Raw genomic sequence first — 24,872 nt, 5'->3', positions numbered from 1 at the left:
CCACATATTTTATAAAAAGGCCGATTTTAACAATCGGCTTTTTTTATTCTAACAAAACAACTCACTATATTTGTACTGTGATACTACAAGCAACATTTTTATTTATTAGTGGCGCGGAAATAGCGTTTATACTATTTATTGTCATTATGGTTTTTGGCGCTGATAAGTTGCCAGAAATAGCTCGTGGATTAGGTAAAGGTATGCGCACACTTAAAGACGCTACCAACGATATTAAACACGAAATCACAAAAACCGCCGAAAAAAACGGAATAGATACTAGCATCACTAAAGATGTAAAGAAAGAACTTGATAAAGTAAAGGACGACTTAGACGACTTTACAGGTTCAGTTAAACGTAAATTTTAGCGTTTAAACTATTTATCCGATTATAACTCAACTTTTTATCAAGAAGTTAAATCGTTTTAACGATTTTTTAATTTTTGTTTTGGATTAAAAAATACCTTTGGATTCCCTCCCAAACAATATTGGCGTCCCTCCCCAAATCAAATTTAATAGCCATGAGAATTAACCTATTCATCTGTTTTTTATTCTTTTCAATCTTATCTTTCGGAAAAGAAGACCGAGAAATTATCAAACAAATTGATCATATTAACTCGTCAGCCTTACAGTTTTATAATGATGATGAAATAGTAAAATCTTTCAAAGAATTTATTAGCGCTAAAGAATTGTCTGATTCTATCCAAGATCATTATGGTAGTGCAACTGCAAACTATAATTTAGGAAATATTTATTTCTTAATGGAGAATTACGAATCTGCCATACAATATTACAATTCAACAATTAATGTTTTAAAACCTATTGATGATAGCTATTTAATATCTAGCTCTTATCTAAATCTAGCTAAAATTTATAGAGAACAAAATATTGATACAAAAAGTATCCAATATTTTGAAAAAGCACTAAAATCTTCTGTGGTTAGTAAGTATATCAATGAACTTGAAAAAGAACAAATACAAAAAGTTTTTGTTGAAGCAAGAATTAATTTGTGTGAAATATATATTGAAAAGAAAAATTTTGATGAAGCGTTATTAAATCTTTTAAAACTAGAAGATTATTTAAAAACGAATGAAATCAGTTCAAACTTAAAGGGTTATTACAAGTACATTTATGGTGTTTATTCTGCGCATAATGAACTTTATAATAGCGCTAATATTAAGTTTAGAGAAGCTATTGTATTATTAAAAGAAGGCGACCAAGAAATTGATTTAGAATTGTTGAGTAATGTTTATATGCAATTGTCAATTTCATTAGCAAAAGCAGGTAAAAGTACCGAGGCTTATATTACATTATTAGAACATAATAGTTTTAAAGATAAACTTCTTAATGAAGAAAAAAGTAGACAAGATTTAATAATTAAATCGAAGTTTCTTATTGAGGATTATAAAAATGAAGCTCAAATAGCCAATGCAGCAAGAATTCAGCAAGTTGAAATTGCTAACAAGTTTAAAAGAATTAACACGGTAATATTTATAACCTTATTCTTATTAATTGGTTCAATAATTATAATCTATAGAAGTTATAGCCAAAAAATGAAGCTAAGTAAAACTTTAAAGGTAAAAAATAGCGAACTAGAATTAGCTAAAGACGAGGCTTTAAAATCATCAGAATTAAAAAGTAAATTTATATCTAATGTCTCTCATGAATTAAGAACTCCGCTTTATGGTGTAGTAGGTATTACTTCGTTGTTACTTGAAAATAATAGTCTAAACACCAAAGACAAGAAACATTTAAAATCATTAAAATACTCTGGAGATTATTTATTGAATTTAATAAATGATATCCTTCAAGTTGGTAAAATGGAAGCGAACAAGGTTGAACTTAAAAACGTATCTGTTAATTTAAAAGATATGTTAGCTGATATTGTTAATTCTTTTGATTATCGATTAGAAGAAACTAATAATCAAATTGAAATTTCAATTGATAATTATGTACCAGAATATATTAAATGTGATAAAGTAAGATTGTCTCAAATATTAATTAATTTAATAGGGAATAGTGTTAAGTTCACCGCAAACGGTATAATCAATTTAAGAGTAAAATTAGTTTCATTAGACAATAAAAATGTTGGTTTAAATTTTGAAATTGAAGATAACGGCATTGGTATTTCTAAAGATAAATTCGAAATGATATTTGATAACTTCTGTCAATTAGAAGATAGTAATTTAAATTATCAAGGTACAGGATTAGGTTTATCCATTACTAAAAATTTAATAGAGCTTTTTGAAAGTGAAATTAAATTAGAAAGTGAATTAGGTGTAGGTACAAAAATTAACTTTGAAATTAATTTTGAATTAGATCAAAACAAAACGAAAGTCATTTCAGATTTCGATTCTAAAGCTGAAAAGATTGAAAATCCTGAAGCAAATTATAATATTTTAGTTGCAGAGGATAACAAAATAAACCAAGTTGTAACCAAAAATTTATTGAAAAAACACGGGTACTTATGTACAATTGTTGAAAATGGTAAAGAGGCTTTAAAAGAAGTTAAAAATAATAAATACGATCTTATTTTAATGGATATTAATATGCCAGTAATGAACGGGAACGAAGCAACCGCTTTAATTAGACAGTTTAATAACTCCATTCCTATAGTTGCCTTAACAGCAGCAGATATTGAGGATGTAGAACAAAACTGTAAAGGTATTGGGTATAGCGATATCATCATTAAGCCTTTTGATAACTATGAGTTTTTCCAAGTAATTAACGAAAACATTCAAAACGCTCAGAATAATAATGGCGATGTGCAGTTAGTTTTAGCTTCTTAATTGAAGTTTCTAAGTGCTAAAGTTTTCTGGTAATTGTAAGTCCGTCTCGTATAGGTAAAACTACCGTTTCAACGCGATTATCAGCTTTCAAGAGTTTATTATATTCAATTAATGCGGGTGTAGAAGTATCATCTTTTTTAAAAGAGGTATCCAATACTTTGCCACTCCATAAAACATTGTCTGATAAAATAATACCTCCTGGGTTTAGCTTATCAATAATCACGTGAAAATAGTTTGAGTAATTTTCTTTATCGGCATCGATAAAAACCAAATCAAAGTTAATATTGAGGTTAGGTATAATATCAATAGCATTTCCTAAATGCTGATGAATTTGCTGACCATAACCAGATTTATCAAAATATTTTCGCTGAAAATCAACTAATTCTTCATTGATATCTATGGTGTGTAATTCTCCCTCGGATTGCATGCCTTCAGCTAAACACAACGCAGAATACCCAGTGTAAGTTCCAATTTCTAATATGTTTTTTGGGTTAACCATTTTTGAAATGATACTTAAAACACGCCCTTGATAATGCCCACTTAGCATTCTAGGTTGCAATATCTTTTGGTAGGTTTCTCGGTTTAGTTGTTGCAATAATGTGGGCTCATCTTCGGAATGTGCTACTACATAATTATCTAATTCTTCTGGTATAAAATGCATTAACTTAAAATCCTATTAATTAATTTCTGTTTGGCGTTTTCGTCGTCTCCACAAAGCCATTGTATCACGTTATGTTCCCAAATATCGTTGTATTCTTTTTCATTTATAATTTTTCTTTCCATAGCAAGGTCAAGTATTTTTCCTGGATAAGACGATTGTTTATCGCTTTCCATTTCTCCTAACGGATAAGGATCGTCAAGACCCATGATAACCTGTTTAGAACCGTGATTTCTAATCAAAAGCTCCAATCCTCCTGTATCGTGCACTAAGGTGTCAAAAAAGATGTTTTTATGCCCTACTGCTTTTCTTGGGTGGTGTTTGCCTTCAAATAGGTCGGGTCTGCCATCAAAACCTTGAATGCGTCGCCCTAAATTTATTTGTGCTAACTGTCCTCCGTGTGCAAAACACGTACGCATATTAGGAAATTTTTCTTGATACCCGTTTAAAGTTAAAAAATGATAAGCATCGCCACATTGCGCCAACATCCAAATTAAGTGAAAGCGCCATGATGTATTTTCTAATTTTATAAATTTTTCACCATCATAAGGATGAATTTCTACGGCTAGATTATACTGACTCGCCAATTCAAAAATAGGCTCGTTTTCTTCATCAAAAATGCAACGCCAAGTACCAATAGTATCCATATAATGTGTTGGTAAGCAAAGTAATTGCATGCCGTGATTCTCAACACAGCGTTCTATTTCCCAACAAGCACTTCTTATAAAAGCAGGGTGTACAACAAAACCACAGGTAAATTTACTGGGGTTATCATGTTGTACTTTAGCATTAAAATCGTTTTGAAAACGTAAGGCTTTTTTCATTTCTTCAACGCGTAAACCATTGCCATAAAGTTGCGATAAGTTTAAAACTACAGCATGGTCTAACTTGTTGCGTTCCATCCATTCCAGCTTTTCATCTAAGAAAAAGCTAGAGTCTGTTACTGGTCGTTTCCAGTCCTTTTGAAGCATGAATTTTCGGTCCTTATCCACCCAAAAAATACCTTTCTCTTGCATAAATTCTGGAATCTCTTCAGGGTAAGGCAATAAGTGTGAATGACCGTTAATTCTAAGTTTACGTTTCATTTTATAGTCCTGAGGGGTCAGGAATCTTTAAGTTAAAATTAATCTATTTGTACTTTCTTAGGAGGTTGCATTACTTCACCGCAATTCGGACAGCTACGTTTGTCCTTATCGCCATAATACTTATCAAATATTTTTGGCATATCAGTTTCAATATTGTCTAAAGTAAAATCCTCTTCATACAGTTTTGTTACACAATTTTCACAAAACCAAAGCAACGCATCGCGCACACCTTCAGGTCTTTTATATTCAATAACTAACCCAACGGTATTGGCACCTCGCTGCGGTGAATGTGGCACTTTAGGAGGCAATAAATAAATATCACCCTCTTTAATATGCACATCTTTTGGTGTGCCTTTATCAATAATTTTTAAAACAATATCACCTTCAACCTGATAGAAAAACTCAGGCGTTTCATTATAATGATAATCTTTTCTACTGTTAGGCCCGCCAACAACCATCACAATAAAATCGCCGTCTTTCCAAACCACTTTATTACCCACTGGCGGTTTTAAAAGATGCCTGTTTTCTTCAATCCAAGCTTTAAAATTTATAGGAGAAGTTAAATGACTCATAGTTTTATATTTTTGGCGTTACCACAAGGGTCAGGCTATCCGCTATATCTTTTTTGCTAGTTCTCTATTTTGTTCATGCTTCACAAAATACTCAAACTAACAAAAAAGGATGCCGCTTCTATCCTTAACGCGAATTTGTTATAAAGATACAAATACCAGAAATTTTATAGTGTTTTAGTTTCGTTAAATAATTACAAAGACTTGGTTCTTCCGCCATCAACAGGAACGTTAATACCGGTAATATAACTAGCTGCTTCACTGGCTAAAAAAGTTATGGCATTTGCCGTTTCTTCTGGTTTTGCAAAACGTTTCACGGGTGCATAATTTTTCATGATTTCGGTCATGTCTTCAATAGTTCGCCCTTCAATATTCGCTTTAATTTTTATAATTTCAGTTAATCGTTCGGTGTCTGTAAATCCAGGAAGCACATTGTTAACTGTAATGCCAAATTCGGCAACTTCTACCGAAAGGGTTTTACTCCAATTACCTACGGCACCTCTAATGGTATTACTTACACCAAGTCCCGGAATAGGTTCTTTTACCGATGTAGAAATTACATTAATAATCCTTCCAAAACCCTCAGCTTTCATAAAAGGAATAGTGGCCTGTGCCAAAAGATGGTTGCATTTTAAATGCATAGTAAATGCGTTATCAAAAGCTTCTAAACTTGCAGTTAATAAGCTTCCGCTTCTCGGTCCTCCAGTATTATTTATAACAATATGAAAACCATGTTCTTTTTCAATAAATTTTATAACCTGCTCCTGAAGTTCCCTAGGGTTCGAAAAATCGGCCACGATATAACTATGGTTTCTATGCTGTGGTAATTCTTCTAAAACTTCTTTTAGTTTTTCACGGTTTCTTGCTACAAGAGTTACATTAACACCTTCGGCAGCTAATGCTATAGCTGTGGCTTTCCCAATGCCTTGTGTGCTTCCGCAAACAAGTGCGTTTTTGTTATTTAGTTTTAAATCCATAATTCTTACTGTTTGGTCGAGCGCAGTCGAGACCTAGTTCTTTAATTATTATTTTTTAAATGAGATGCCGAAACAAGTTCAGCATGACATCAGAGTGTCAATATTTTATACAAACATTCTTAGCTTCTGTAAAAAAGCGTAATGCTTCAAAGCCACCTTCGCGTCCAACGCCAGAAGCTTTTATACCACCAAAAGGAGTGCGTAAATCGCGTAACATCCAAGTGTTTACCCAAACAATGCCAGCTTCTAATTGATTACTTAAACGCATCGAACGCTTTAAATTGTTAGTCCATAAAGTAGCCGATAAGCCATACTTAACTTTATTGGCCATTTCTAAAACTTCATCTTCAGTATTAAACGGCATTATGGTAACTACTGGCCCGAAAATTTCTTCTTGATTCACACGGCATTCGTCGGTTGCAACTTCAATCACTGTTGGTTCCAAATAATAGCCATTTTCTAAGCCTTTTACCAAAACTTTTTTACCTCCACAAAGGATTTTGCCTTTTTCGGTTTTGGCAAGGTCTATATAGCGTAAAACTTTTTCTAAATGCTGTTTAGAAACTAAAGCACCAAGATCTGTTGTTGCCATTGCCGGATTTCCTACTTTTAGTTGTTTTACTCGTGAAACAAAATCGGTTTTAAATTTTTTATAAATCGATGCTTCTACAAAAATGCGACTTCCACATAAACAAATTTGACCTTGATTGGCGAATGATGAGCGCACTGTGGTTTTTAACATATCATCATAATCACAATCTGCAAAAATGATGTTTGGGTTTTTGCCTCCTAGCTCTAAAGATAGCTTTTTAAAAAGAGGCGCTGCAATTTTAGCAATATGAGCACCTGTTTCTGTGCCTCCAGTAAACGAAATGGCCTTTATTTCTGGGTGTTCAACAATGGCTTGTCCTGTTGTGTTTCCTAAACCGTGTACAATATTTAAAACACCATGAGGTAAACCAGCTTCAGCACAAATTTGCCCTAATAAATAGGCGGTCATAGGTGTTACCTCACTTGGTTTCGCAACAACGCAATTGCCAGCAGCTATTGCAGGTGCAATTTTCCATGTGAATAAATAAAGTGGAAGGTTCCATGGGGATATACAACCAACAACGCCAATAGGTTGTCGCAAGGTGTAATTAATTGCATCTTGTCCTACACTTTCATGACTTTCACTAGCGAACTGCGTTATCGCATTGCCAAAGAACCTAAAATTACTGGCAGCTCGCGGTATGTCAATAGATTTAGCTAAACTTATAGGTTTGCCATTGTCTTTACTTTCAGCTTCAGCAAGCCGCTCCAAGTTGGCTTCAAGTAGTTCTGAAATTTTTATTAAAATTCTACTGCGCTTTTCCAAAGTGGTTTGAGACCAATGTTTAAATGCCTTTTGGGCGCTTTTATACGCAGTTTCTACATCTTCTTTTGACGAGTTGGGTATTTGTCCATAAACTTCACCATTGGCTGGACAATAATTATCTATCCAGTCGTTTGAGATTGGATTTACGAATTTGCCGTTTATGAAGTTTTGGATTTTCATTTTGTTTTATATGTATGCCTAATGTAAATTACTTTATGCTTGTCCGGTCGAGCGCAGTCGAGACCTATTTAGATTCTGGTTTATACTTTGAATGCGTTGCATTTCTGCATTCAGCTAAAATCTCTAATAAATCAAAATTTTCATTTGCTAGAGCCAACTTTTTCTTCCCACTCCATTTTTTGATTTTCTTTTCAAAATATATAGCTTGATTTACATCATTAAATTCTTGATGAAAAATTAATTCTAAAGGCCTTCGTTTAAATGTAAAACAATTTTTATTTAGTCCATTTTGATATTCTTCAAATCTTCTAGAAATGTTAATTGTTATTCCTGTATATGTCAAACCGTCTGAACATTTCAGTTTGTATACAAAATACGTTCTCATTACAATCCTCTCGACTGCGCTCGAGGAGACATTTAGTTTAAATTATATCTTTTTATAAGCCATAACCTTGATCTCCACCACCAAATCAGGATGTGGTAATTGATGCACTGCAACTGTAGTTCGTGTTGGTCCTGTTGCCGCATCAAAAAACTCTGCATAGGCTTTGTTATAGCCGGCAAAATCGTTCATATTCACTAAAAATGATGTCACATCCACAACATCCTTTAACGAAGCACCTGTTTTGGCTAAGCTCTTTTCAATATTTTTTAAAACTTCTCGGGTTTGTACCTCAATATTCAAATGTTTTGTCCCCATGTTGTCAATAATATTAACGCCTGCAATAGTGTTATCCGGTCTTCGGGAACTTGTTCCAGATACGAATATAAAATCGCCAACACGTTTGGTATGTGGGTATGCGCCTCTTGGTGTTACATTGTCGTCCATAATTATTGATTTAATCCAGCTATTCTATCATCTTCAAGAATGGCTTCGGTTTCTTGTTTTACTTGTTCTAAAATTGTCTTTAAATCGCCGTTGATATCAATTTTTTTATCAGCTAGTAAATTCAGTATGGCCTTATCTTGAGCTCGACCTCGCAACATGGCTTCTCTATAGCCAATATCTTCATTAAAAGTCACTAAGGCATATTTTGATGCATAGTCTTCAGGAAATTGTTTTTCTAAAGCCATCTCCAATTTACGCTTTTCTTGAAAAATAGCTTGATTAACATGCCCTTTCATTTCGTGAAAATTGTCTATAGCCAAATCTGCAATAGCATCGGTATCTTTTTTGCGTCTTTTTTCATAGGTTTTAAAAGTGGCTTCCCAACTACTTAAATTTTCATCTAAAACAGCATCAAACTCCACGACATCTTCAAACGAAGCATTCATACCTTGACCGTAAAAAGGAACAATAGCATGTGCTGCATCTCCCATTAAAAGTGTATTACCTTTATAATGCCATGGTGAACATTTAATGGTGCCTAAAGGCGCTGTGGGGTTCGTGAAAAAATCATCTAATAAATTGGGCATTACAGCCAAAGCATCTGGAAATTCTTTACTAAAAAACTCGAGCACACGCTCATCGTTAGTTAAATTATTAAAATTGTAAGCACCTTCGTCATAACTTAAAAATAGCGTTACTGTAAAACTGCCATCTAAATTGGGTAGTGCTATTAGCATGAAACTACCACGTGGCCAAATGTGAAGGGCATTTTTATATATTTTGAAATCGCCATTATCTTTAGGTAATATACTTAATTCTTTATAGCCATGCGTTAAATAGGCTTGTGAAAAGCTAAATAAGAATTTTTTTCCTAAATAGTAACTCTTACGTAATGCTGAACCCGCACCATCGGTGGCTATAATAACGTCGGCATCTTCTAAAAATTCGTCTTTGGTATTGTAATCTTTAAATAATGCCGTGGTATTTTCAAAATCAATAGATTTACATTTTTTATTGAAATGAATGTTGACATTCTCATGCTTTTCTGCTTCATCCAATAGTAATGCATTGAGTTCGCCACGAGAAATAGAGTTGATGAATTCATGCGTTCGACCGCTGTAATTGGATTGAAATGTGTTGCCATGTGCATCGTGAATCATTCGACCGTGCATAGGTATGCAAAGCGCTTTCACTTGGTCTTCTAAACCAACGAGTTTCATGGCTTTATTCCCTCGGACTGAAAAGGCCAAATTTATAGATCGACCTGCGGATATATCTACTTTTCGTAAATCAGGACGCATTTCGTAAACCGAAACATTGTATCCTCTTTGGCCTAAACGTAAAGCTAAAAGCGAACCACAAAGACCAGCGCCTATAATTAATATGTTTTGTTGCTTAGGCATTCAAAATACTTTTTAATTTTTCTACTAACCGATAAACATCTTCAAAAGAATTGTATAACGGTACAGGAGCACACCTTATCACATCAGGCTCTCTCCAATCACTAATGATGCCTACTTCAGTCAATTTATTGTGTAATGATTTATCCGCATTTTTCACCTGAATGGAGAGCTGGCAACCGCGCTCTTCAGGTTTTTTTGGTGTTATGATTCTAATGGTGTCTTCACCTAATTGTTTCAACAAATATTCAAAGTAGCCTGTTAGTTTTTTAGACTTGTTAATCAACTTATCCATTCCAACTTCATTAAATAAATCTAACGAAGCTTTTATAGCTGCCATTGATAGGATAGGAGGATTGCTTAATTGCCAACCTTCAGCTCCTGGTAATTGATCAAACTCCCCACGCATGTTAAACCGCGTTTGTTTATTGTGGCTCCACCAACCTGTAAAACGGTTTAAATCTTTTCTATAAGCATGTCTTTCATGTACAAAACAACCTGCTAAACTTCCAGGTCCAGAATTTAAATATTTGTAGGTGCACCAAACCGCAAAATCTGCACCAGAATCGTGGAGGTTTAGCGCTACATTTCCAGCGCCATGTGCACAATCAAAACCAACGTTGCAACCCTGTTTGTGTCCCAACTGTGTTATGCGTTTTAAATCGAAATATTGACCAGTATAGTAATTAACGCCACCAATCATTATTAAAGCAATTTCTTCACCTTGAGTTTCTAATATAGTTTCTAAATCATCATAATTTAATAATTCTTCTCCTGGTCTTGGTTTCCAAAGCACAACACCTTCATTATCATCAAATCCATGATGACGCACTTGCGATTCAACAGCATATTTATCAGATGGAAAAGCATCACTTTCAATTAAGATTTTATAACGGGTTTTAGTTGGTTTGTAAAACGACACCATCATGAAATGTAAGTTGGCAGTAAGCGTGTTCATAACCACAACTTCAATAGGTTTGGCGCCTACAACTTTTGCCATACTTTCGGTTAAAAATTCATGATAGGCCAACCACGGGTTTTTGGCTTCAAAATGTCCTTCTACGCCTAAATTAGCCCAATCATTAAGTTCTTGATTTACGTATGCCTTGGTTTGTTTAGGTTGCAATCCCAACGAATTGCCAGTCATATAAATCCAAGCATCACCTTGTTTATCTTTTGGGATGTGAAACTGATTTCTGTAAGATTTAAGTTCGTCTTTACGGTCTTGATCTAAAGCATAATCTAGACCTAATTTATAGTCGGACAATGTGCGTATGTTTTCGGTTTCTAACAAAAATAAGAATTATAAAGTTAGTAACGAATGGCATAAACAAGATTAAAGTGACGTGATATTTTTTTGTATATTTAGTTAAAACTTGAAGCCATGTCTAAAACTAGAGAATATACCAATGGTGCAGTTACTGTTGTATGGAAACCAGAATTATGTATACATTCTGGAATTTGCGCAAAAGGCTTGCCAGATGTTTTTAGACCTAGAGTACGTCCTTGGGTTAGGATTGAAAAGGGTACGACCGAAGATTTAATCAATCAAGTTAAACGGTGTCCCTCTGGAGCATTGAGTTATTATCTAAACGGAGCGAAAGAAAATAAACCGGAAGCCTCTGAAACTAAGGTAGAAGTTTTAGAAAACGGACCCTTATTGGTTTACGGTGCATTAAAAGTCATTGATAAAGATGGTAGCGAAGAAGTTAAAAATAAAACAACCGCTTTTTGTAGATGTGGTGCTTCAAAAAATAAACCGTATTGCGATGGTACCCATTCAAAAAATAAGTTTATAGGATAATTAAATTAATCATATACAACTGAAAAGCGCATCAATAGTTTTGAACTATTGATGCGCTTTGATATATATAGACGCATAACGCGGAAAATAAATTGTATACTTTATATACGCAATAAGTTACGCTTTTGGATCTCTTTATTTGTAAAAAGTGAGAGTTATTCTAAAACAACCCGAATATTTTCAAGCTTTAAATTCCAATCATCATCACCTTTTTTATGGTCTTCAGCGAGTTTTAGGCCATTAAAATCTTGATACTTCTCAAAGGTATTGGCTAATGAAGGTTCTGCCTGATTACCTTTTCTGAATACCCATTCTTTGATTACATAGTTGTCATCAAAATAAATATCATAAGCATCGCCAGGTGTGTATCCACCTTCGTTTGGATAGGTAAGCGTGATTTTTTGCATCAATGTTTTGTGCACTGGCGACTCTGCTTTTACAGGTTCTGAAATTTGAGCGCTTGTATCCCAAACCAACTGAAACGGAATAAGCAACCAGAATTTGTCGTTTATAAAGGCTTTATCAACATTCATAGCAATACTATCCATTGCTTTTCTGTTATAACTAATGGTGTCCTTAGCAGTGATTAGAGTAACCTCGTTTGTTTTTGGTTGCCATATCCAACTTCGTTTTTCGGCAAAAGTAAATGCGATTTCATATACATGTTGCCAATGTTCAAAACCATGGGCGTTAGCGATTTTTTGCGCTGTAGTTGGTTCTTTATAGATAGGATTTAGGTCTTTTTTAGTTGATTGATTCTGTTTGCAACTGAAAGAAACTACTAGTATTAAGATGAGGTAAATATTCTTTTTCATGTGTTTATTGAAATGTTTAAAGCAGTATTATGCCGATATTTCCTAATTTAGGTTTTTGTAAAGATATAATTTGATAATGGAATCTCACGATAAATACTTTGAAACCAACAAACAGACGTGGAACAATAAAGTAAAAGTACATGCCAAAAGCAATATGTACAATTTGGAAGCTTTTAAACAAGGGCAATCGTCTTTAATGCCTTATGAATTAGAGTCTTTGGGAGATGTGAAAAATAAATCATTATTGCATTTACAGTGCCATTTCGGTCAAGATACATTAAGTTGGAGCAGGATGGGAGCGAAGTGCACAGGCGTGGATTTAAGCGATGAAGGCATAAAATTAGCGCAAACCTTAAATGCAGAACTTAACCTAGACGCAAATTTTGTGTGCTGTAATGTATTAGATACTTCAAAATATATTAATGATACGTTTGACATAGTTTTTACTAGCTACGGTGTTATTGGCTGGTTGCCTGATTTAAAACCTTGGGGTAAAATGATTGCAGATCGATTGAAGCAGGGTGGTACTTTTTTTATAGCAGAATTTCACCCGATAGTTTGGATGTTTGATTATTTAGGAGATAATCCTGTTATGAAATATGGTTACATGCAAGACGAGGTGATATATGAAGAATATGAAGGGACTTATGCTAATCAAGAAGCTAAAATGGTGAGTAAAGAGTACGGTTGGAATCATGGGTTAAGTGAAGTTATAAACGCCTTAACTGAAGCTGGATTGCACATTGAATATTTAAAAGAACATGATGAAAGTCCTTATGATGTTTTGCCAAATTTGATTAAAACGGATTCAGGAATGTTTGTAACTGAAGATAAGTTGTATCCTTTAATATTTACTTTGAAAGCTACTAAATTTTAGATTTTAGTAGTTCGTTTAACGGTTTGAGTATGGTTAGTGGTGGATTTCGAAGCACTTAACTTTCGATTTAACACTTGTTTTGTTAAGAGTTTAAACATTGATTATCAGCATAAAAACGCCATTAACTATACACCTCGTTGTCTTCAGTGTTTTTTTTGATTTTAGCTTATAAATCATATGGTTTAAGGAATAAATTGATAGATAGAAAAACTCGGAATTCCAGTTTGGCAATGATTTCCACAAATATTAACATTTAATCCCAACCCTAAAAATGCCTTTCCATTTACAACAAAATTAGTTTTTGATTTCAGCCTATTGTTTCCTACGGATGGAAATCGTTCAATCAACCCCGTCCATTCATTGCTTGTTGGATTGTATTTCCATAAAGAGTTAACATCTAGGCAAATATAACCTTCACCATTAAAACTAAAACCTGTGGCATAAAGAGTAGCATAATAATCTGTACCAGTTGCATCATAATAAGTAGGTATTTTTGCACTTTGTTTTTCATACCAAGAATTTGTTTCAGGGGAATATTCCCAAAAATCGGTACTTGGTAGATAATCTTCTGAATTGTAACCGAACCCCACATAACCCTTACTTTCTATACTAAAACCAACGACGCCCCAATTACTTTCACCAGGGTAGTCCGCTAGTTGATTCCATGAGTTATCGGAAGGCGAGAATTCCCAAAAATCTCTTTTACCATAACCACCACAACCAACATAACCTTTGTTGTTTATAACAAAACCGATAGATTTAGCTCTTCCTTCTCCAGGAAAATCGGGTAATTGCGTCCAAGTATCATTATCAGGGTTGTATTCCCAAAAATCTTGCTTGAATCCAGTTTCAGAGTTCCATCCATCAGCGTCGGGCTCAACAGCTAAGTATTTACCTAATCCAACATATCCCTTCCCATTAATGCTAAAACTAACAGCCTCCGTTCTTTTCTCACCTGGAAAATCATTTAATCTTCTCCAAGTATCGGTCTCAGCATTGTATTCCCAAAAATCATCTTTAAAACCACCCTGGGATGTGGGAGGGTTACCTCCAAATGAATCATAGTCATATTGATAATCACTACCTAGACCAACATAGGCTTTGCCCTCAATAGAAAATGATACAGCACCATGTCTACCCATTCCGTTTCCAAAATCAGCTTTTATATCCCAAGAACCTGAAGTAGTAACAGTTATTTTACAAATAGCGGATTTATTGTTATTTGTGCTTGCAGTTATTTCCGCAGAGCCAATATTTATTGGTTTAACGACTCCCTTATTGTTAACAGATACTATAGTGGTATCAGAACTTTCCCATGTTACTTCTTTATCAATAGTATTTGAAGGACTTATTGTTGCTATTAATTGTAATGTGTTACTTCCTTTTAAATCAATTGATGTATGATTCAATGTTATTTTCTCAGCTTCAATTGATACGAATTCATCATTATTACAAGAGATAAAAAAGGGTAGTATAAGAAATAATAGATATGCTTTCATTTTCATTTTTTTTATATTAGAAATTTGTCAACATTGAAGACAACTAAGGCGGATATCAAACGTTTAAATGTTTTATATCCGACGTTAAACGAAGTTAGTCTATTTTTCTGACAAAGTCAAGCCTTTAACCAAGAGTTCTTAGTGACTCTCTTTTAGGAATTCTTTTGGAAAATTAGCCTTAAAACGATTTAACCTTGGAATAGAAACATTCTGGATATAGGGATGATTTGGATTTCGTTTTTCGTAATCTTGATGATAATCTTCGGCAACCCAGAATTTTTGAAACGGATAGACTTCGGCAGCAATTGTAGCATTAATTTTTTTAGCCAAAGCAGCTTTTTTTTCTAAAATGATTTGTTTTTGAGCCTCGTTTTGGTAAAATAGTATAGAACGGTATTGCGATCCGCGGTCGTTACCTTGTCCGTTTACTTGAGTGACGTTTTGTGATGCAAAATACACATCTACCAGCGTTTCAAAACTCACAACATTAGGGTCGTAAATAATTTCTACGGCTTCGGCGTGTCCCGTTCTGCCTGTGTTACTGGCTTCGTAAGTTGGGTTTTTGGTATATCCGCCAGAATACCCTGAAATAGATTCTTCAACACCTTTTACACTTTCGTAAATGGCTTCTACACACCAAAAGCATCCGCTTGCGAAATAGGCTTTGGCTTTTCCGTTTTCAATGGGAACTTCAATAGGATTTGCGTTTATAACGGCTTCTTGTTCTTTTTTTGATTGTGCGGTATTTTGGCAACTAAACAAAAGGGCAAGTGCTAATACAGGTAGAATTCGATTCATAGCTTTTAATTTTCTTTTGTTAGACGTATAAAAGTACGAAACCTTAAATGGTTTGTGTTAATGTTGTTTTATAATTGTTTTGTGTTGGTGTATGCAAGCCGTAGTCTAAGGCACGTTGCAGGCAAGCAAGTCCGATTCTTGTGGTAACCTGCCTGCTTTCAGGCAGGCGCCCAAAATATAAGGCATAAAAAAAGCCTCCAGTTTTCTGAAGGCTTTGTTATTCCATTTAAAAATGGATTATAGTTTTGCAAACAATTTTTGCATTTTTTCTTTTTGCTCTTCGGCTAAAGCCGCATCAACTAAAATACGTCCGCTATGCTCGTCGGTAATTACTTTTTTGCGTGACGCAATTTCTACTTGAACTTGTGGTGGAATAGTAAAGAAAGAACCCCCAGAAGCACCTCTTTCTATTGGTACGACTGCTAATCCATTTTTTACATTGGTTCTAATTCTGGTGTAAGCTGCTACTAAACGCTCGTCGATTTGTTTTTTGTACTCTTCAGACTTGCTTATTAATGCTTGTTCTTCTTTTTCAGTTTCAGCTAAAATAGCATCCAACTCACCTTTTTTATGTTTTAAGTGATTTTCGCGCTCTTTTAAACGCTCTTTAGTTTCAGCAATCACTTCTTTTTTCTGCTCTATTTGAACTTTAAATTCTTTTATGTGCTTTTCGGCTAACTCAATTTCTAATTCTTGAAATTCAATTTCTTTAGTTAACGAGTTATATTCTCTGTTATTTCTAACATTTTTTTGTTGCTCGCTGTACTTTTTCATTAAAGCTTTAGACTCTTCAATTAAATTTTTCTTTCCAGCAATATCGTTATCAATAACCTCTAAATTAGATACAAGTTTTTCCAATCTGATGTTTAATCCAGCAACTTCATCTTCTAAATCACGAACTTCTAATGGAAGTTCTCCACGAACATTTCTAATTTCATCTATACGAGAATCGATGAGTTGTAAATCGTATAAAGCTCTTAAACGCTCTTCAACAGTAACTTCTTTCTTTTTAGCCATACTTTAAAAATACTTAACGGGATTTGTATTTGTCTTTGATAAAATGATTGCAAAATTAGTAATTTTTTTTGTAAGATATGCTACTAAAAGATTTTTTGTGAATTGTTCACTTTCATAATGCCCAATATCGGCTAAAAGGATGTTGTTTTCGGCAGTAAAAAAGTCGTGATATTTTAAATCGGCTGTCACAAAAGCATCAGCACCATTAGCTTTAGCGGCATTTATGGCAAAACTTCCTGAACCGCCCAAAACGGCAACTTTTTTTATTTTTTTATTTAAAAATATGGTGTGCCTAATGCAACCGGTGTTCATTTTTGTTTTTAAGTGGTTTAGAAAACTGGCTTCGTCCATAGATTTTTCAAATTCTCCAATCATGCCCATACCAATATTTTGATTTTTGTTTTCAATCGTGGTGACCTCATAAGCTACTTCTTCGTAAGAATGGGTTTTAAAAAGCGTTGACAGAATTTGTGTTTCTAAATGTTTGGCATAAGTAACGGTTATTTTAGTTTCGTTTTCAGAATGTGTTTCACCTTTAGTTCCAAGGGTTGGATTGGAATTTTCATTGCCTTTATAAGTGCCATAGCCTTCAACATTAAAACTACAATCTGAATAGTTGCCAATATGACCTGCTCCTGCTTGAAATAAAGCTGTTCTTAGTTGTTCTGCTTCTTTTTTTGGAACATAAGTGGTTAGCTTTTTTATAGTTTCGCTTTGTGGAATTAAAATGCGTTTGTTAATTAATCCTAATTGATTACAAATCATATCGTTTACACCTTGCAGCGCATTATCAAGTGCTGTATGGATGCTGAAAATAGCAATATCATGTTTTATAGCTTTCATAACAACACGCTCTACATAATTTTTACCGGTAAGCTTTTTCAAACCTTTAAAAATAATAGGGTGGAAGCTCACAATAAGATTACAGTTTTCTTGAATGGCTTCGTCTACAACCGTTTCAAGCGTATCAAGGGTAACTAAAATTCCTGTGATTTCTTGTGTTTTATCGCCTACTAAAAGGCCTACATTATCAAAATCTTCTGCATAAGCTAAAGGCGCAAGGTCTTCTAAATGATTAATAACGTCTTGTACAATCATATTTATTTGTGTTTAAATTCAAAGATAAAATAATTACATTCGCTTAAATGAAGTTAATAAGAAAAATATTATTCCCAATAGTTCCAATTTATTATTTGGTGACTTGGTTAAGAAATAAGTTGTACGATTTAGGTATAAAGAAATCGACAACTTATGATTTACCAGTGATTTGTGTTGGTAATTTAAGCGTTGGTGGTACAGGCAAAACACCTATGATTGAATATTTAATTAACTTATTAAAAGCCGATTATAAAGTAGCAACGCTGAGTAGGGGTTATAAACGAAAAACGAAAGGTTTCCAGTTGGCTAATGAAAATTCAACTGCTGAAACTATTGGAGATGAACCGTTTCAATTTTACACAAAATTTAAAAAAGAAGTATCTGTAGCTGTTGATTCTAATAGGCGAAACGGAATTGAGAATTTAAAAAAAGTCAATCCTGATGTTATTTTATTAGACGACGCGTTTCAACATAGAAAAGTAAAAGCGGGATTTAATATTTTATTAACCACTTTTGATAATCCATATTTTGAAGATATTTTGTTGCCTACAGGCGATTTAAGAGAACCCAGAAGTGGCGCAAAACGAGCCGATATTATAGTGGTAACTAAATGTCCTGAAGCTATTAATGAAAAAGAAAAAGCGAATTTTATAAAGCGAATAAACCCTAAAAGGCATCAACATGTTCTTTTTAGTACGGTTGTGTATGCTGATACTTTGATTTCTGCTGAAAAAACGATGTTGCTTAAAGAAATAGCACCTTTTACATTGGTAACTGGAATAGCAAACTCAAAACCATTAGTTGAATTTTTAAACGCGAAACATTTAGGTTTTGAACATGTAAATTTTAAAGATCATCATGATTTTTCTGCTGAAGATATTGCAGCTTTAGAAAAAAAGGAGCTCATTATTACAACTGAAAAGGATTTTGTGAGATTGAATCCATACCACGTATTAAAAGATAAACTTTATTATCTACCAATTTCGGTTAATATAGACAGTGCAACTGCACTCAATAAACTTGTTAAAGATTTTGTTAAGCGCTAGATGAGGTATTATTTTTACTAGCCAGAGCGTTATAAAGTTTTTTCTCGAATTCTTCTTGCTTAAACGGTTTTGGAATGATATCTGTAAAACCAGCTTCTTCAAACTCGTGCATTTTATCTTCAATAGTTACCGCAGTAAGGGCAAAAATGGTAAGTTCTTTATCAAACGATCTAACAATTTTAGTGGCTTCAATACCGCTAATTCCTGGCATATGAATATCCATTAAAATAATGTTATAATCGTTATTTTTTATTCTATCAACCGCATCCTCACCATTATCTACAATATCGCACTTGAGATCCATTTTAGTTAGAATCTTTTTGGTAATCATTTGGTTAATTTTATTGTCTTCAACAACTAAAATTTTAACTTTACTTAAGTCAATATTGCTTTTATTACCATCAAAATAGGTGACTTTATTTTCTTCGGCCTCTTTAATATTAGTGTGTTCAAGTGGAATTTCAAAATAGAAAGTAGTTCCTACTTCCAATTCACTCTTCACATAAATCTTACCTTTTAAAATATCAATTAATCCTTTAACAATAGAAAGACCTAAACCTGTTCCGCCATACTTACGGTTAATTTGAATAGACCCTTGAGAGAAACTTTCAAACATATGGTCTTGCTTCTCTTGGCTAATACCAATACCATTATCTTCTACTTCAAATCGAAGGGTATACAATTTACCTTTTTCTTCAATTTTATAAACACGTATCCAGATGTCGCCATCTTTGGTGAATTTAATGGAGTTTCCAATTAAATTAATTAGGATTTGTGAAATTTTTAATTGGTCGGCAATGTAATTTTCGGGTAAATCTTTGTCGTATTCAAAATGAATTTTAACGTTATTATCTTGCGCAGAATTGTTAAGTGCTAAAATAATGTTGTTTATTTTCTTTTTTAGATTGAACGATTCTGGTTCTATATCAACTTTATTGGCTTCAATTTTATTTATTTGAAGAATATCGTTTATGAATGTTAATAAATAGTCTCCAGAAAATTTAAGCGATTTTAAATGTTGTATTTGTTCTGGTTTTGGGTTTTCGTCTAAAAGCATATTGCTTAAACCAGTAACAGCATAGAGTGGTGTTCGCAATTCGTGAGTTACAGTTGATAAGAAGTTGGCTTTAGTTTTCGAGGCTAATTCTGCCTTCTCTTTTGCAATAATAAGTTCTCCATTTTTTTTATGAAGCATATTATTGGTTTTCAGTCTAATATTATTGTTCTTGTAAAGCGATAACGTTAAAAGCGATAAAATTGTAATTAGCGCCACACTTAAAATAGAAATTAGCGTACCTAGGTTTTTATCATCTTCAGCCTTCTCTAATTTTTGCACTACTTCTTTGTTTTTTTCTATTTCTTCGTTTAATCGAAATTGAGTTTCTTGATTTCTAGACGAATTTATTCGCGTTAAACTTCTAATAGAGTCTGATAAATTGAGGTGAGCACTTAAAAAATTTCTAGAAAGTTTATGGTTATCTAACTCGTAATATAAATCACTTACTACAACATAACCTTCATTAAGAATATTGGTATAATTGTTAGTTTTAGCAATTTGTAATCCTTCTAGTGCAACCTCTAATGCTTTAGTTTTATTGCCAAGTTTATTATAAATTTTTGCGTGATTAATTAGTGTTTCACTCTGGATTTTTAAATAATCATATTTTTTGGCAATTGCTAAAGATTGCTCAATAACATCTCTTGCTTTTTTGTAATTTTTTAAATCGCTATAAGTTTTACCTTCACACAATAAGGTTTCTGCTAATTCTTCATTTAAATCTTCTTCTTCAAATTTAGATTTTGCAGCCGTATATGAGTCTAAAGCAGAATAGTAGTCTTTTTTAGCAAAATAAATATCACCAAATGTTTTGTACGAGCTACCAAGGTTAACGTTGTCATTTATTATACGTTGTATTTCTATAGCTTTATTTAAGGATTTTATTGCCTTTTCTTCTTCTTCAAGAATAAGTTCTAACCTGCCTTTTATAGCGTAAATAACACCAATACTTTTTTTAATATCTGCTTTTTCTGCTAATTCTAAGGCTTCGTCAAGATTTTTTTTAGCCTTATAATAATTGTAGTTTTCTAACTCTGTTTGCGATTGAGCAATACGGTAGTTAATATTATTTTGTACTAATTCAGGGTCTTCATCAATTGCTTTTTGGGCAAAAGCACTGATGTTGATTAGCATAAAAATTAGTAATATGTAGGATTTTATTTGGGGCATATTAATAAATGTTGCGGACAAATATAATTATTTTATCGATAAAAGACACTTTTTTTCCGATAAATTACACAATAAGTCGATAATTCTCTGTGAATAGCCTGTTTCATTATCATACCATCCTATTATTTTTACCATATTTCCAATTACGGATGTCATTTGCGAATCGAATATGCACGAATGTGGGTTACCAACAATATCAATAGAAACGATAGGATCTTCAGTATATTCTAAAATGCCCTTATAATTTGTTTCAGCGGCATTTTTAAAAGCATTATTAATGTCTTTGATAGTAACCGTTTTTTTTACATTAAATGTAATATCGGTTAACGATCCGTTTATTACTGGCACTCTTATGCCACAGCCACCAATGACATCAGATAAATCTGGGAATATTTTAGTAAGCGCTTTTGCCGCTCCTGTTGTTGTAGGCACTATTGACTGACTTGCAGCTCTTGAGCGTCGTAAATCACGATGTGGTTGATCGTGTAAGCTTTGGTCGGTAGTGTAGGAGTGCACCGTTGTAATGTAAGCTTGATTAATGCCACACAGTTCATTAATAATTTGAATCATTGGTGCAGCATTATTGGTAGTACACGATGCATTCGAAATTATAGTTTCGGTACCATCAATACTATCATCATTAACACCTATTACAATGGTTTTTATATCTTCTTCAAGTGGCGGAACACTTAAAACAACTTGTTTGGCACCATTATTAATGTGATGTTTTAAATCTGATGATAGTTTAAATTTACCCGTACACTCAATTACAAAATCAATTTCATAAGGTTCCCAATTAATATCTTTCGGATTATTTTTATTTAGAAGCGGGATGGCATGTTGGTTAACAACAATCTCGTTTTGGGTATGAGTTATATCACCATTAAAAATACCATGAACACTATCATATTTAAGTAAATGCGATAATGTTTTAGCATCTGCTAAATCGTTAATAGCAACAACTTTAATGTCATTATGGTTCTGCAGCAATCTAAAAACGCGTCTGCCAATTCTGCCAAAACCGTTAATAGCAACATGAATCATAATTAGTTTATGTGTTTTTGCGCCTTGTAAGACGATCTTACTAAAGCACTACTTTCAACATGGCGAAATCCTAAATCCAATCCAATTTCTTCATATTCTTTGAATTGGTCTGGATTAATAAATTGCTGTACTGGTAAGTGTTTTTTGCTTGGTTGCAGATATTGCCCAATCGTAACCACGTCCACATCGTTAGCCTTCAAGTCGTGAAGCGTTTCTATGACTTCTTCTCTGGTTTCACCTAAGCCTAACATAATTCCAGACTTTGTGCGTCGTTGCCCTTGTTGTTTCAAGTATTTTAAAACGCCCATGCTTCGGTCGTATTGCGCCTGTATTCTAACTTCGCGAGTTAAGCGTCTTACAGTTTCAATATTATGAGATACTACTTCAGGTGCCACATCAATAATTCTGTCTATATGTTTTTCAATACCTTGAAAATCAGGAATCAGAGTTTCTAGTGTCGTTTCAGGATTCATTCTTCTAACAGCCTTAACGGTTTCTGCCCACATAATGCTTCCCATATCTTTTAAATCATCTCTATCTACACTAGTTAAAACCGCATGTTTAATACTCATAATTTTTATAGAACGTGCCACTTTCTCGGGTTCATCCCAATCTACGGTTTCTGGTCGCCCAGTTTTTACACCACAAAACCCACAAGAACGCGTACAAATATTACCAAGAATCATAAAAGTTGCGGTACCTTCACCCCAGCATTCCCCCATATTTGGGCAACTTCCAGAGGTGCAAATCGTGTTTAACTTATATTTATCTACAAGTCCTCTTAATTCGGTATACTTTTTTCCGGTTGGAAGTTTAACACGAAGCCATTTGGGTTTAGCTTGTCTTTCAGGTAATATATTTGAAGCCGTTTCGTTGTTCATATCTTGAAAATATAGGCAGCAAAGATACGAAGTATTCTTTTAAAAGCTGCTAATTTAAGTTGTTCAGTGCATCACAGAAAACATTAAAATAGCAAAGATTAATTGACTTAAATTTAATTTTTTGGGCGTTCCTTAAAGGTCGGGCTTTCCGCTGCAAGTCCTCGTTCGTGCCTCCCTGTGGGCTTTTATTCAAACTTTTTTATTTTATATTAATGAATTCATGAACATAAATGTCGCTGCAATCCCTAACGCGGTATGTCATTTCAATTAAAGTTTACTACTTTTCTTGAATAATTTCGGCCAATAGTTTTTTAGCACGTAGCAACTTTACTTTTACATTATTAATAGGCTCATCAAGTTCTTCAGAGATTTCTTTATAACTCAGTTCTTGAAAATAGCGTAGATTTATAACTTCTTGATAATGAGGCTTTAATTTTTTAATATCTCGAAGTAATTTAGCTAAATGTTGCTCGGTAATAAGCTTGTCTTCGGGAGAAGGCGATTCATCTAAAACCTGAAACATATTTCTATCATCCTTCGAAATAACCTGAGTAATAGAATTCTTTTCTTTTCTTAATAAATCAATATGAATGTTTTTGGAAATGGTAATCAACCATGTTTTAAACGTGTATTTTTCATTAAAAGTTTCAATTCTATCGAAAGCTTTCGAAAATGTTTGAATCGTGATGTCTTCAGCGTCATTTTCGTTTTGTGTGCGTTTTAATTGAAAACCATACACATCATCCCAAAACTTATCTAATAAATAATTAAATGCCTTTTGGTTATTTTTTTTAGCACGAGCAATGGCTTCCTCTATTTCCAATGGTTGGGTTTTGAAACAAGATTATTTATAAAGATAGTTAATTGCATAACAATTAGAAAAATTTCCAGAAATGGAATAAAGAAAATTAAATCTAATTCTTTTAACTTTTTTGACGACAAACCCATTACAGTGTACTGTAAAATAATTCTAGTTAAAAACAAAGCGAGTACAATTTTCCAATTATATAAGGTTGTTATAAGTAGTATACTCAATATCCAGAATAATAAATTCGACACATATAATAGGGCTAACAGCACTTTGTGTTTTAGCTTATAATGTTTTGCCGTGGATACGTGTCTTCTCTTTTGTTTAAACCAAGCATCAAATGTTTTTTTAGGAGTCGATTTAGTAAAGCTTCCGCTAGTATAACATAAGGCTGTGTTTCGAACTGTCGCCATTTGATTTACAAATAAATCGTCATCGCCCGATCTTATTTTTATGTGATTGATAAACCCATTAGCATTAAAAAACTCTTTTCTGGTATAGGCCAAATTTCTACCAACACCCATATAAGGCATACCTAACTTAGCGAAAGAAAAGTAATTAATAGCGGTAACAAGGGTTTCAAATCGAATTAATTTATTTAAAAACGACTTATTTATTTTGCCATATGCACCATAACCAAGTACAATAGATTTTTTATTACTAAAATGAGAACTCATTTTTTTTATCCATTGTTTTGATACGGGTTTACAATCAGCATCGGTAAATAAAAGATAATCGTTTTTTGCTGCTTTAATACCTAATGTTAATGCATATTTTTTATTGCCCCAAAAGGCTTCAATACTTTTTACATTAACAATTTTTATGTTGCTATGTGCTTTTGAAAAGTGTTCCATCACTTCTAAGGTATCATCTTTGGAAGCATCGTTAATTAGCACAATTTCAAAGTCGGGATAGTCTTGTGCAATTACTGAAGGCAGAAACGCTTTTAAGTTTTCGGCTTCATTTTTGGCACATATAATAACAGAAACAGGAATGTTTTTTTGAGAGACTTTTTGCTTTTTTGCAAAGGCAAATTTACTAAAGAAAAAAACGTAAAATATAACTTGAATGATAACTACAGCAACAAATCCGTAGAATACAATATCAAGAAAACCCAT

24 protein-coding genes are annotated in these 24,872 nt (G+C 33.4%); 5 read left to right on the top strand and 19 right to left on the bottom strand.

The window, feature by feature from the left end; all coding sequences use genetic code 11:
- Positions 1 to 77 precede the first annotated feature (77 nt).
- Both O5O44_RS13220 and O5O44_RS13215 read left to right on the top strand, forming a co-directional pair.
- Positions 78 to 365, top strand: a complete 288-nt coding sequence (locus O5O44_RS13220; protein WP_019387859.1) for a Sec-independent protein translocase subunit TatA/TatB — start codon at positions 78 to 80, stop codon at positions 363 to 365.
- Between the two features lie 152 nt (positions 366 to 517).
- A complete protein-coding gene (locus O5O44_RS13215) occupies positions 518 to 2,785 on the top strand; it encodes a tetratricopeptide repeat-containing hybrid sensor histidine kinase/response regulator (RefSeq protein WP_289194739.1) in 2,268 nt (755 codons plus the stop codon).
- A gap of 16 nt (positions 2,786 to 2,801) precedes the next feature.
- On the opposite strand, the gene O5O44_RS13210 is transcribed toward O5O44_RS13215, so the two are convergent.
- From O5O44_RS13210 to kynU, 9 genes are all read right to left on the bottom strand, one after another.
- On the bottom strand, positions 2,802 to 3,446 hold the full coding sequence (locus O5O44_RS13210; RefSeq protein WP_289194738.1) for an O-methyltransferase: 645 nt from the start codon (positions 3,444 to 3,446) through the stop codon (positions 2,802 to 2,804).
- Positions 3,446 to 4,528, bottom strand: coding sequence for an amidohydrolase family protein (locus O5O44_RS13205; protein ID WP_289194737.1), 1,083 nt, complete (start codon positions 4,526 to 4,528; stop codon positions 3,446 to 3,448). The genes O5O44_RS13210 and O5O44_RS13205 overlap by 1 nt, the downstream gene beginning before the upstream one ends.
- Before the next feature lie 38 nt (positions 4,529 to 4,566).
- Positions 4,567 to 5,100 carry a 3-hydroxyanthranilate 3,4-dioxygenase gene (locus O5O44_RS13200; protein WP_019387855.1) on the bottom strand — a complete coding sequence of 178 codons (534 nt, stop codon included), beginning with the start codon at positions 5,098 to 5,100 and terminating at the stop codon, positions 4,567 to 4,569.
- Between the two features lie 191 nt (positions 5,101 to 5,291).
- Positions 5,292 to 6,074, bottom strand: coding sequence for an SDR family oxidoreductase (locus O5O44_RS13195; RefSeq protein ID WP_289194736.1), 783 nt, complete (start codon positions 6,072 to 6,074; stop codon positions 5,292 to 5,294).
- A 97-nt stretch (positions 6,075 to 6,171) separates the two neighbouring features.
- Positions 6,172 to 7,611 (bottom strand): aldehyde dehydrogenase, encoded by a 1,440-nt coding sequence (locus tag O5O44_RS13190; protein ID WP_289194735.1) that lies wholly within the window; start codon positions 7,609 to 7,611, stop codon positions 6,172 to 6,174.
- A 64-nt stretch (positions 7,612 to 7,675) separates the two neighbouring features.
- Positions 7,676 to 7,996: a GIY-YIG nuclease family protein gene (locus O5O44_RS13185; RefSeq protein ID WP_289194734.1), complete on the bottom strand. Its 321-nt coding sequence runs from the start codon at positions 7,994 to 7,996 to the stop codon at positions 7,676 to 7,678.
- Between the two features lie 42 nt (positions 7,997 to 8,038).
- Entirely contained in the window at positions 8,039 to 8,440 is a 402-nt protein-coding gene (locus O5O44_RS13180) for a RidA family protein (protein ID WP_289194733.1), read from the bottom strand.
- Between the two features lie 2 nt (positions 8,441 to 8,442).
- A complete protein-coding gene (locus tag O5O44_RS13175) occupies positions 8,443 to 9,843 on the bottom strand; it encodes an FAD-dependent oxidoreductase (RefSeq protein ID WP_289194732.1) in 1,401 nt (466 codons plus the stop codon).
- Positions 9,836 to 11,107 carry a kynureninase gene (kynU, locus tag O5O44_RS13170; RefSeq protein ID WP_289194731.1) on the bottom strand — a complete coding sequence of 424 codons (1,272 nt, stop codon included), beginning with the start codon at positions 11,105 to 11,107 and terminating at the stop codon, positions 9,836 to 9,838. The genes O5O44_RS13175 and kynU overlap by 8 nt, the downstream gene beginning before the upstream one ends.
- 117 nt (positions 11,108 to 11,224) lie before the next feature.
- Between kynU and O5O44_RS13165 the strand changes: the two genes are divergently transcribed.
- Positions 11,225 to 11,644, top strand: a complete 420-nt coding sequence (locus tag O5O44_RS13165; protein ID WP_289194730.1) for a (4Fe-4S)-binding protein — start codon at positions 11,225 to 11,227, stop codon at positions 11,642 to 11,644.
- A 155-nt stretch (positions 11,645 to 11,799) separates the two neighbouring features.
- Here the strand turns inward: O5O44_RS13165 and O5O44_RS13160 are convergent, their stop codons facing one another.
- Positions 11,800 to 12,459: a hypothetical protein gene (locus tag O5O44_RS13160; RefSeq protein WP_289194729.1), complete on the bottom strand. Its 660-nt coding sequence runs from the start codon at positions 12,457 to 12,459 to the stop codon at positions 11,800 to 11,802.
- Positions 12,460 to 12,535: 76 nt separating this feature from the next.
- Here O5O44_RS13160 and O5O44_RS13155 point away from each other — a divergent pair, with 76 nt between their 5' ends.
- Positions 12,536 to 13,336: a class I SAM-dependent methyltransferase gene (locus O5O44_RS13155; RefSeq protein ID WP_289194728.1), complete on the top strand. Its 801-nt coding sequence runs from the start codon at positions 12,536 to 12,538 to the stop codon at positions 13,334 to 13,336.
- Between the two features lie 182 nt (positions 13,337 to 13,518).
- Here O5O44_RS13155 and O5O44_RS13150 read toward each other — a convergent pair whose 3' ends face one another.
- From O5O44_RS13150 to O5O44_RS13135, 4 genes are all read right to left on the bottom strand, one after another.
- Positions 13,519 to 14,835, bottom strand: coding sequence for an Ig-like domain-containing protein (locus O5O44_RS13150; RefSeq protein ID WP_289194727.1), 1,317 nt, complete (start codon positions 14,833 to 14,835; stop codon positions 13,519 to 13,521).
- 138 nt (positions 14,836 to 14,973) lie between these two features.
- Positions 14,974 to 15,633, bottom strand: a complete 660-nt coding sequence (msrA, locus tag O5O44_RS13145) for a peptide-methionine (S)-S-oxide reductase MsrA (RefSeq protein ID WP_289194726.1) — start codon at positions 15,631 to 15,633, stop codon at positions 14,974 to 14,976.
- A gap of 237 nt (positions 15,634 to 15,870) precedes the next feature.
- Complete coding sequence (locus O5O44_RS13140) at positions 15,871 to 16,650, bottom strand: zinc ribbon domain-containing protein (RefSeq protein ID WP_019387842.1); 780 nt, start codon at positions 16,648 to 16,650, stop codon at positions 15,871 to 15,873.
- Between the two features lie 3 nt (positions 16,651 to 16,653).
- Positions 16,654 to 17,748 (bottom strand): Nif3-like dinuclear metal center hexameric protein, encoded by a 1,095-nt coding sequence (locus tag O5O44_RS13135; protein WP_289194725.1) that lies wholly within the window; start codon positions 17,746 to 17,748, stop codon positions 16,654 to 16,656.
- Positions 17,749 to 17,795: 47 nt separating this feature from the next.
- Between O5O44_RS13135 and lpxK the strand changes: the two genes are divergently transcribed.
- Positions 17,796 to 18,794 (top strand): tetraacyldisaccharide 4'-kinase, encoded by a 999-nt coding sequence (gene lpxK, locus O5O44_RS13130; protein ID WP_289194724.1) that lies wholly within the window; start codon positions 17,796 to 17,798, stop codon positions 18,792 to 18,794.
- Here the strand turns inward: lpxK and O5O44_RS13125 are convergent.
- From O5O44_RS13125 to O5O44_RS13105, 5 genes are all read right to left on the bottom strand, one after another.
- A complete protein-coding gene (locus O5O44_RS13125) occupies positions 18,784 to 20,985 on the bottom strand; it encodes an ATP-binding response regulator (protein ID WP_289194723.1) in 2,202 nt (733 codons plus the stop codon). The two genes, lpxK and O5O44_RS13125, sit on opposite strands and share 11 nt — an antisense overlap.
- Before the next feature lie 63 nt (positions 20,986 to 21,048).
- Positions 21,049 to 22,065 (bottom strand): type I glyceraldehyde-3-phosphate dehydrogenase, encoded by a 1,017-nt coding sequence (gene gap / locus O5O44_RS13120; protein ID WP_289194722.1) that lies wholly within the window; start codon positions 22,063 to 22,065, stop codon positions 21,049 to 21,051.
- A 2-nt stretch (positions 22,066 to 22,067) separates the two neighbouring features.
- A complete protein-coding gene (gene lipA, locus O5O44_RS13115; protein WP_019387837.1) occupies positions 22,068 to 22,946 on the bottom strand; it encodes a lipoyl synthase in 879 nt (292 codons plus the stop codon).
- A gap of 277 nt (positions 22,947 to 23,223) precedes the next feature.
- Positions 23,224 to 23,769 (bottom strand): RNA polymerase sigma factor, encoded by a 546-nt coding sequence (locus O5O44_RS13110; RefSeq protein WP_019387836.1) that lies wholly within the window; start codon positions 23,767 to 23,769, stop codon positions 23,224 to 23,226.
- Positions 23,760 to 24,872: a glycosyltransferase gene (locus tag O5O44_RS13105; RefSeq protein WP_289194721.1), complete on the bottom strand. Its 1,113-nt coding sequence runs from the start codon at positions 24,870 to 24,872 to the stop codon at positions 23,760 to 23,762. The genes O5O44_RS13110 and O5O44_RS13105 overlap by 10 nt, the downstream gene beginning before the upstream one ends.

The sequence above is a fragment of the Algibacter luteus genome (genome assembly GCF_030344935.1).
Lineage (GTDB): Bacteria > Bacteroidota > Bacteroidia > Flavobacteriales > Flavobacteriaceae > Arenitalea > Arenitalea lutea.
Note: the sequence above shows the minus strand (reverse complement) of the source record. Positions and strands in the feature narration are given on the sequence as shown.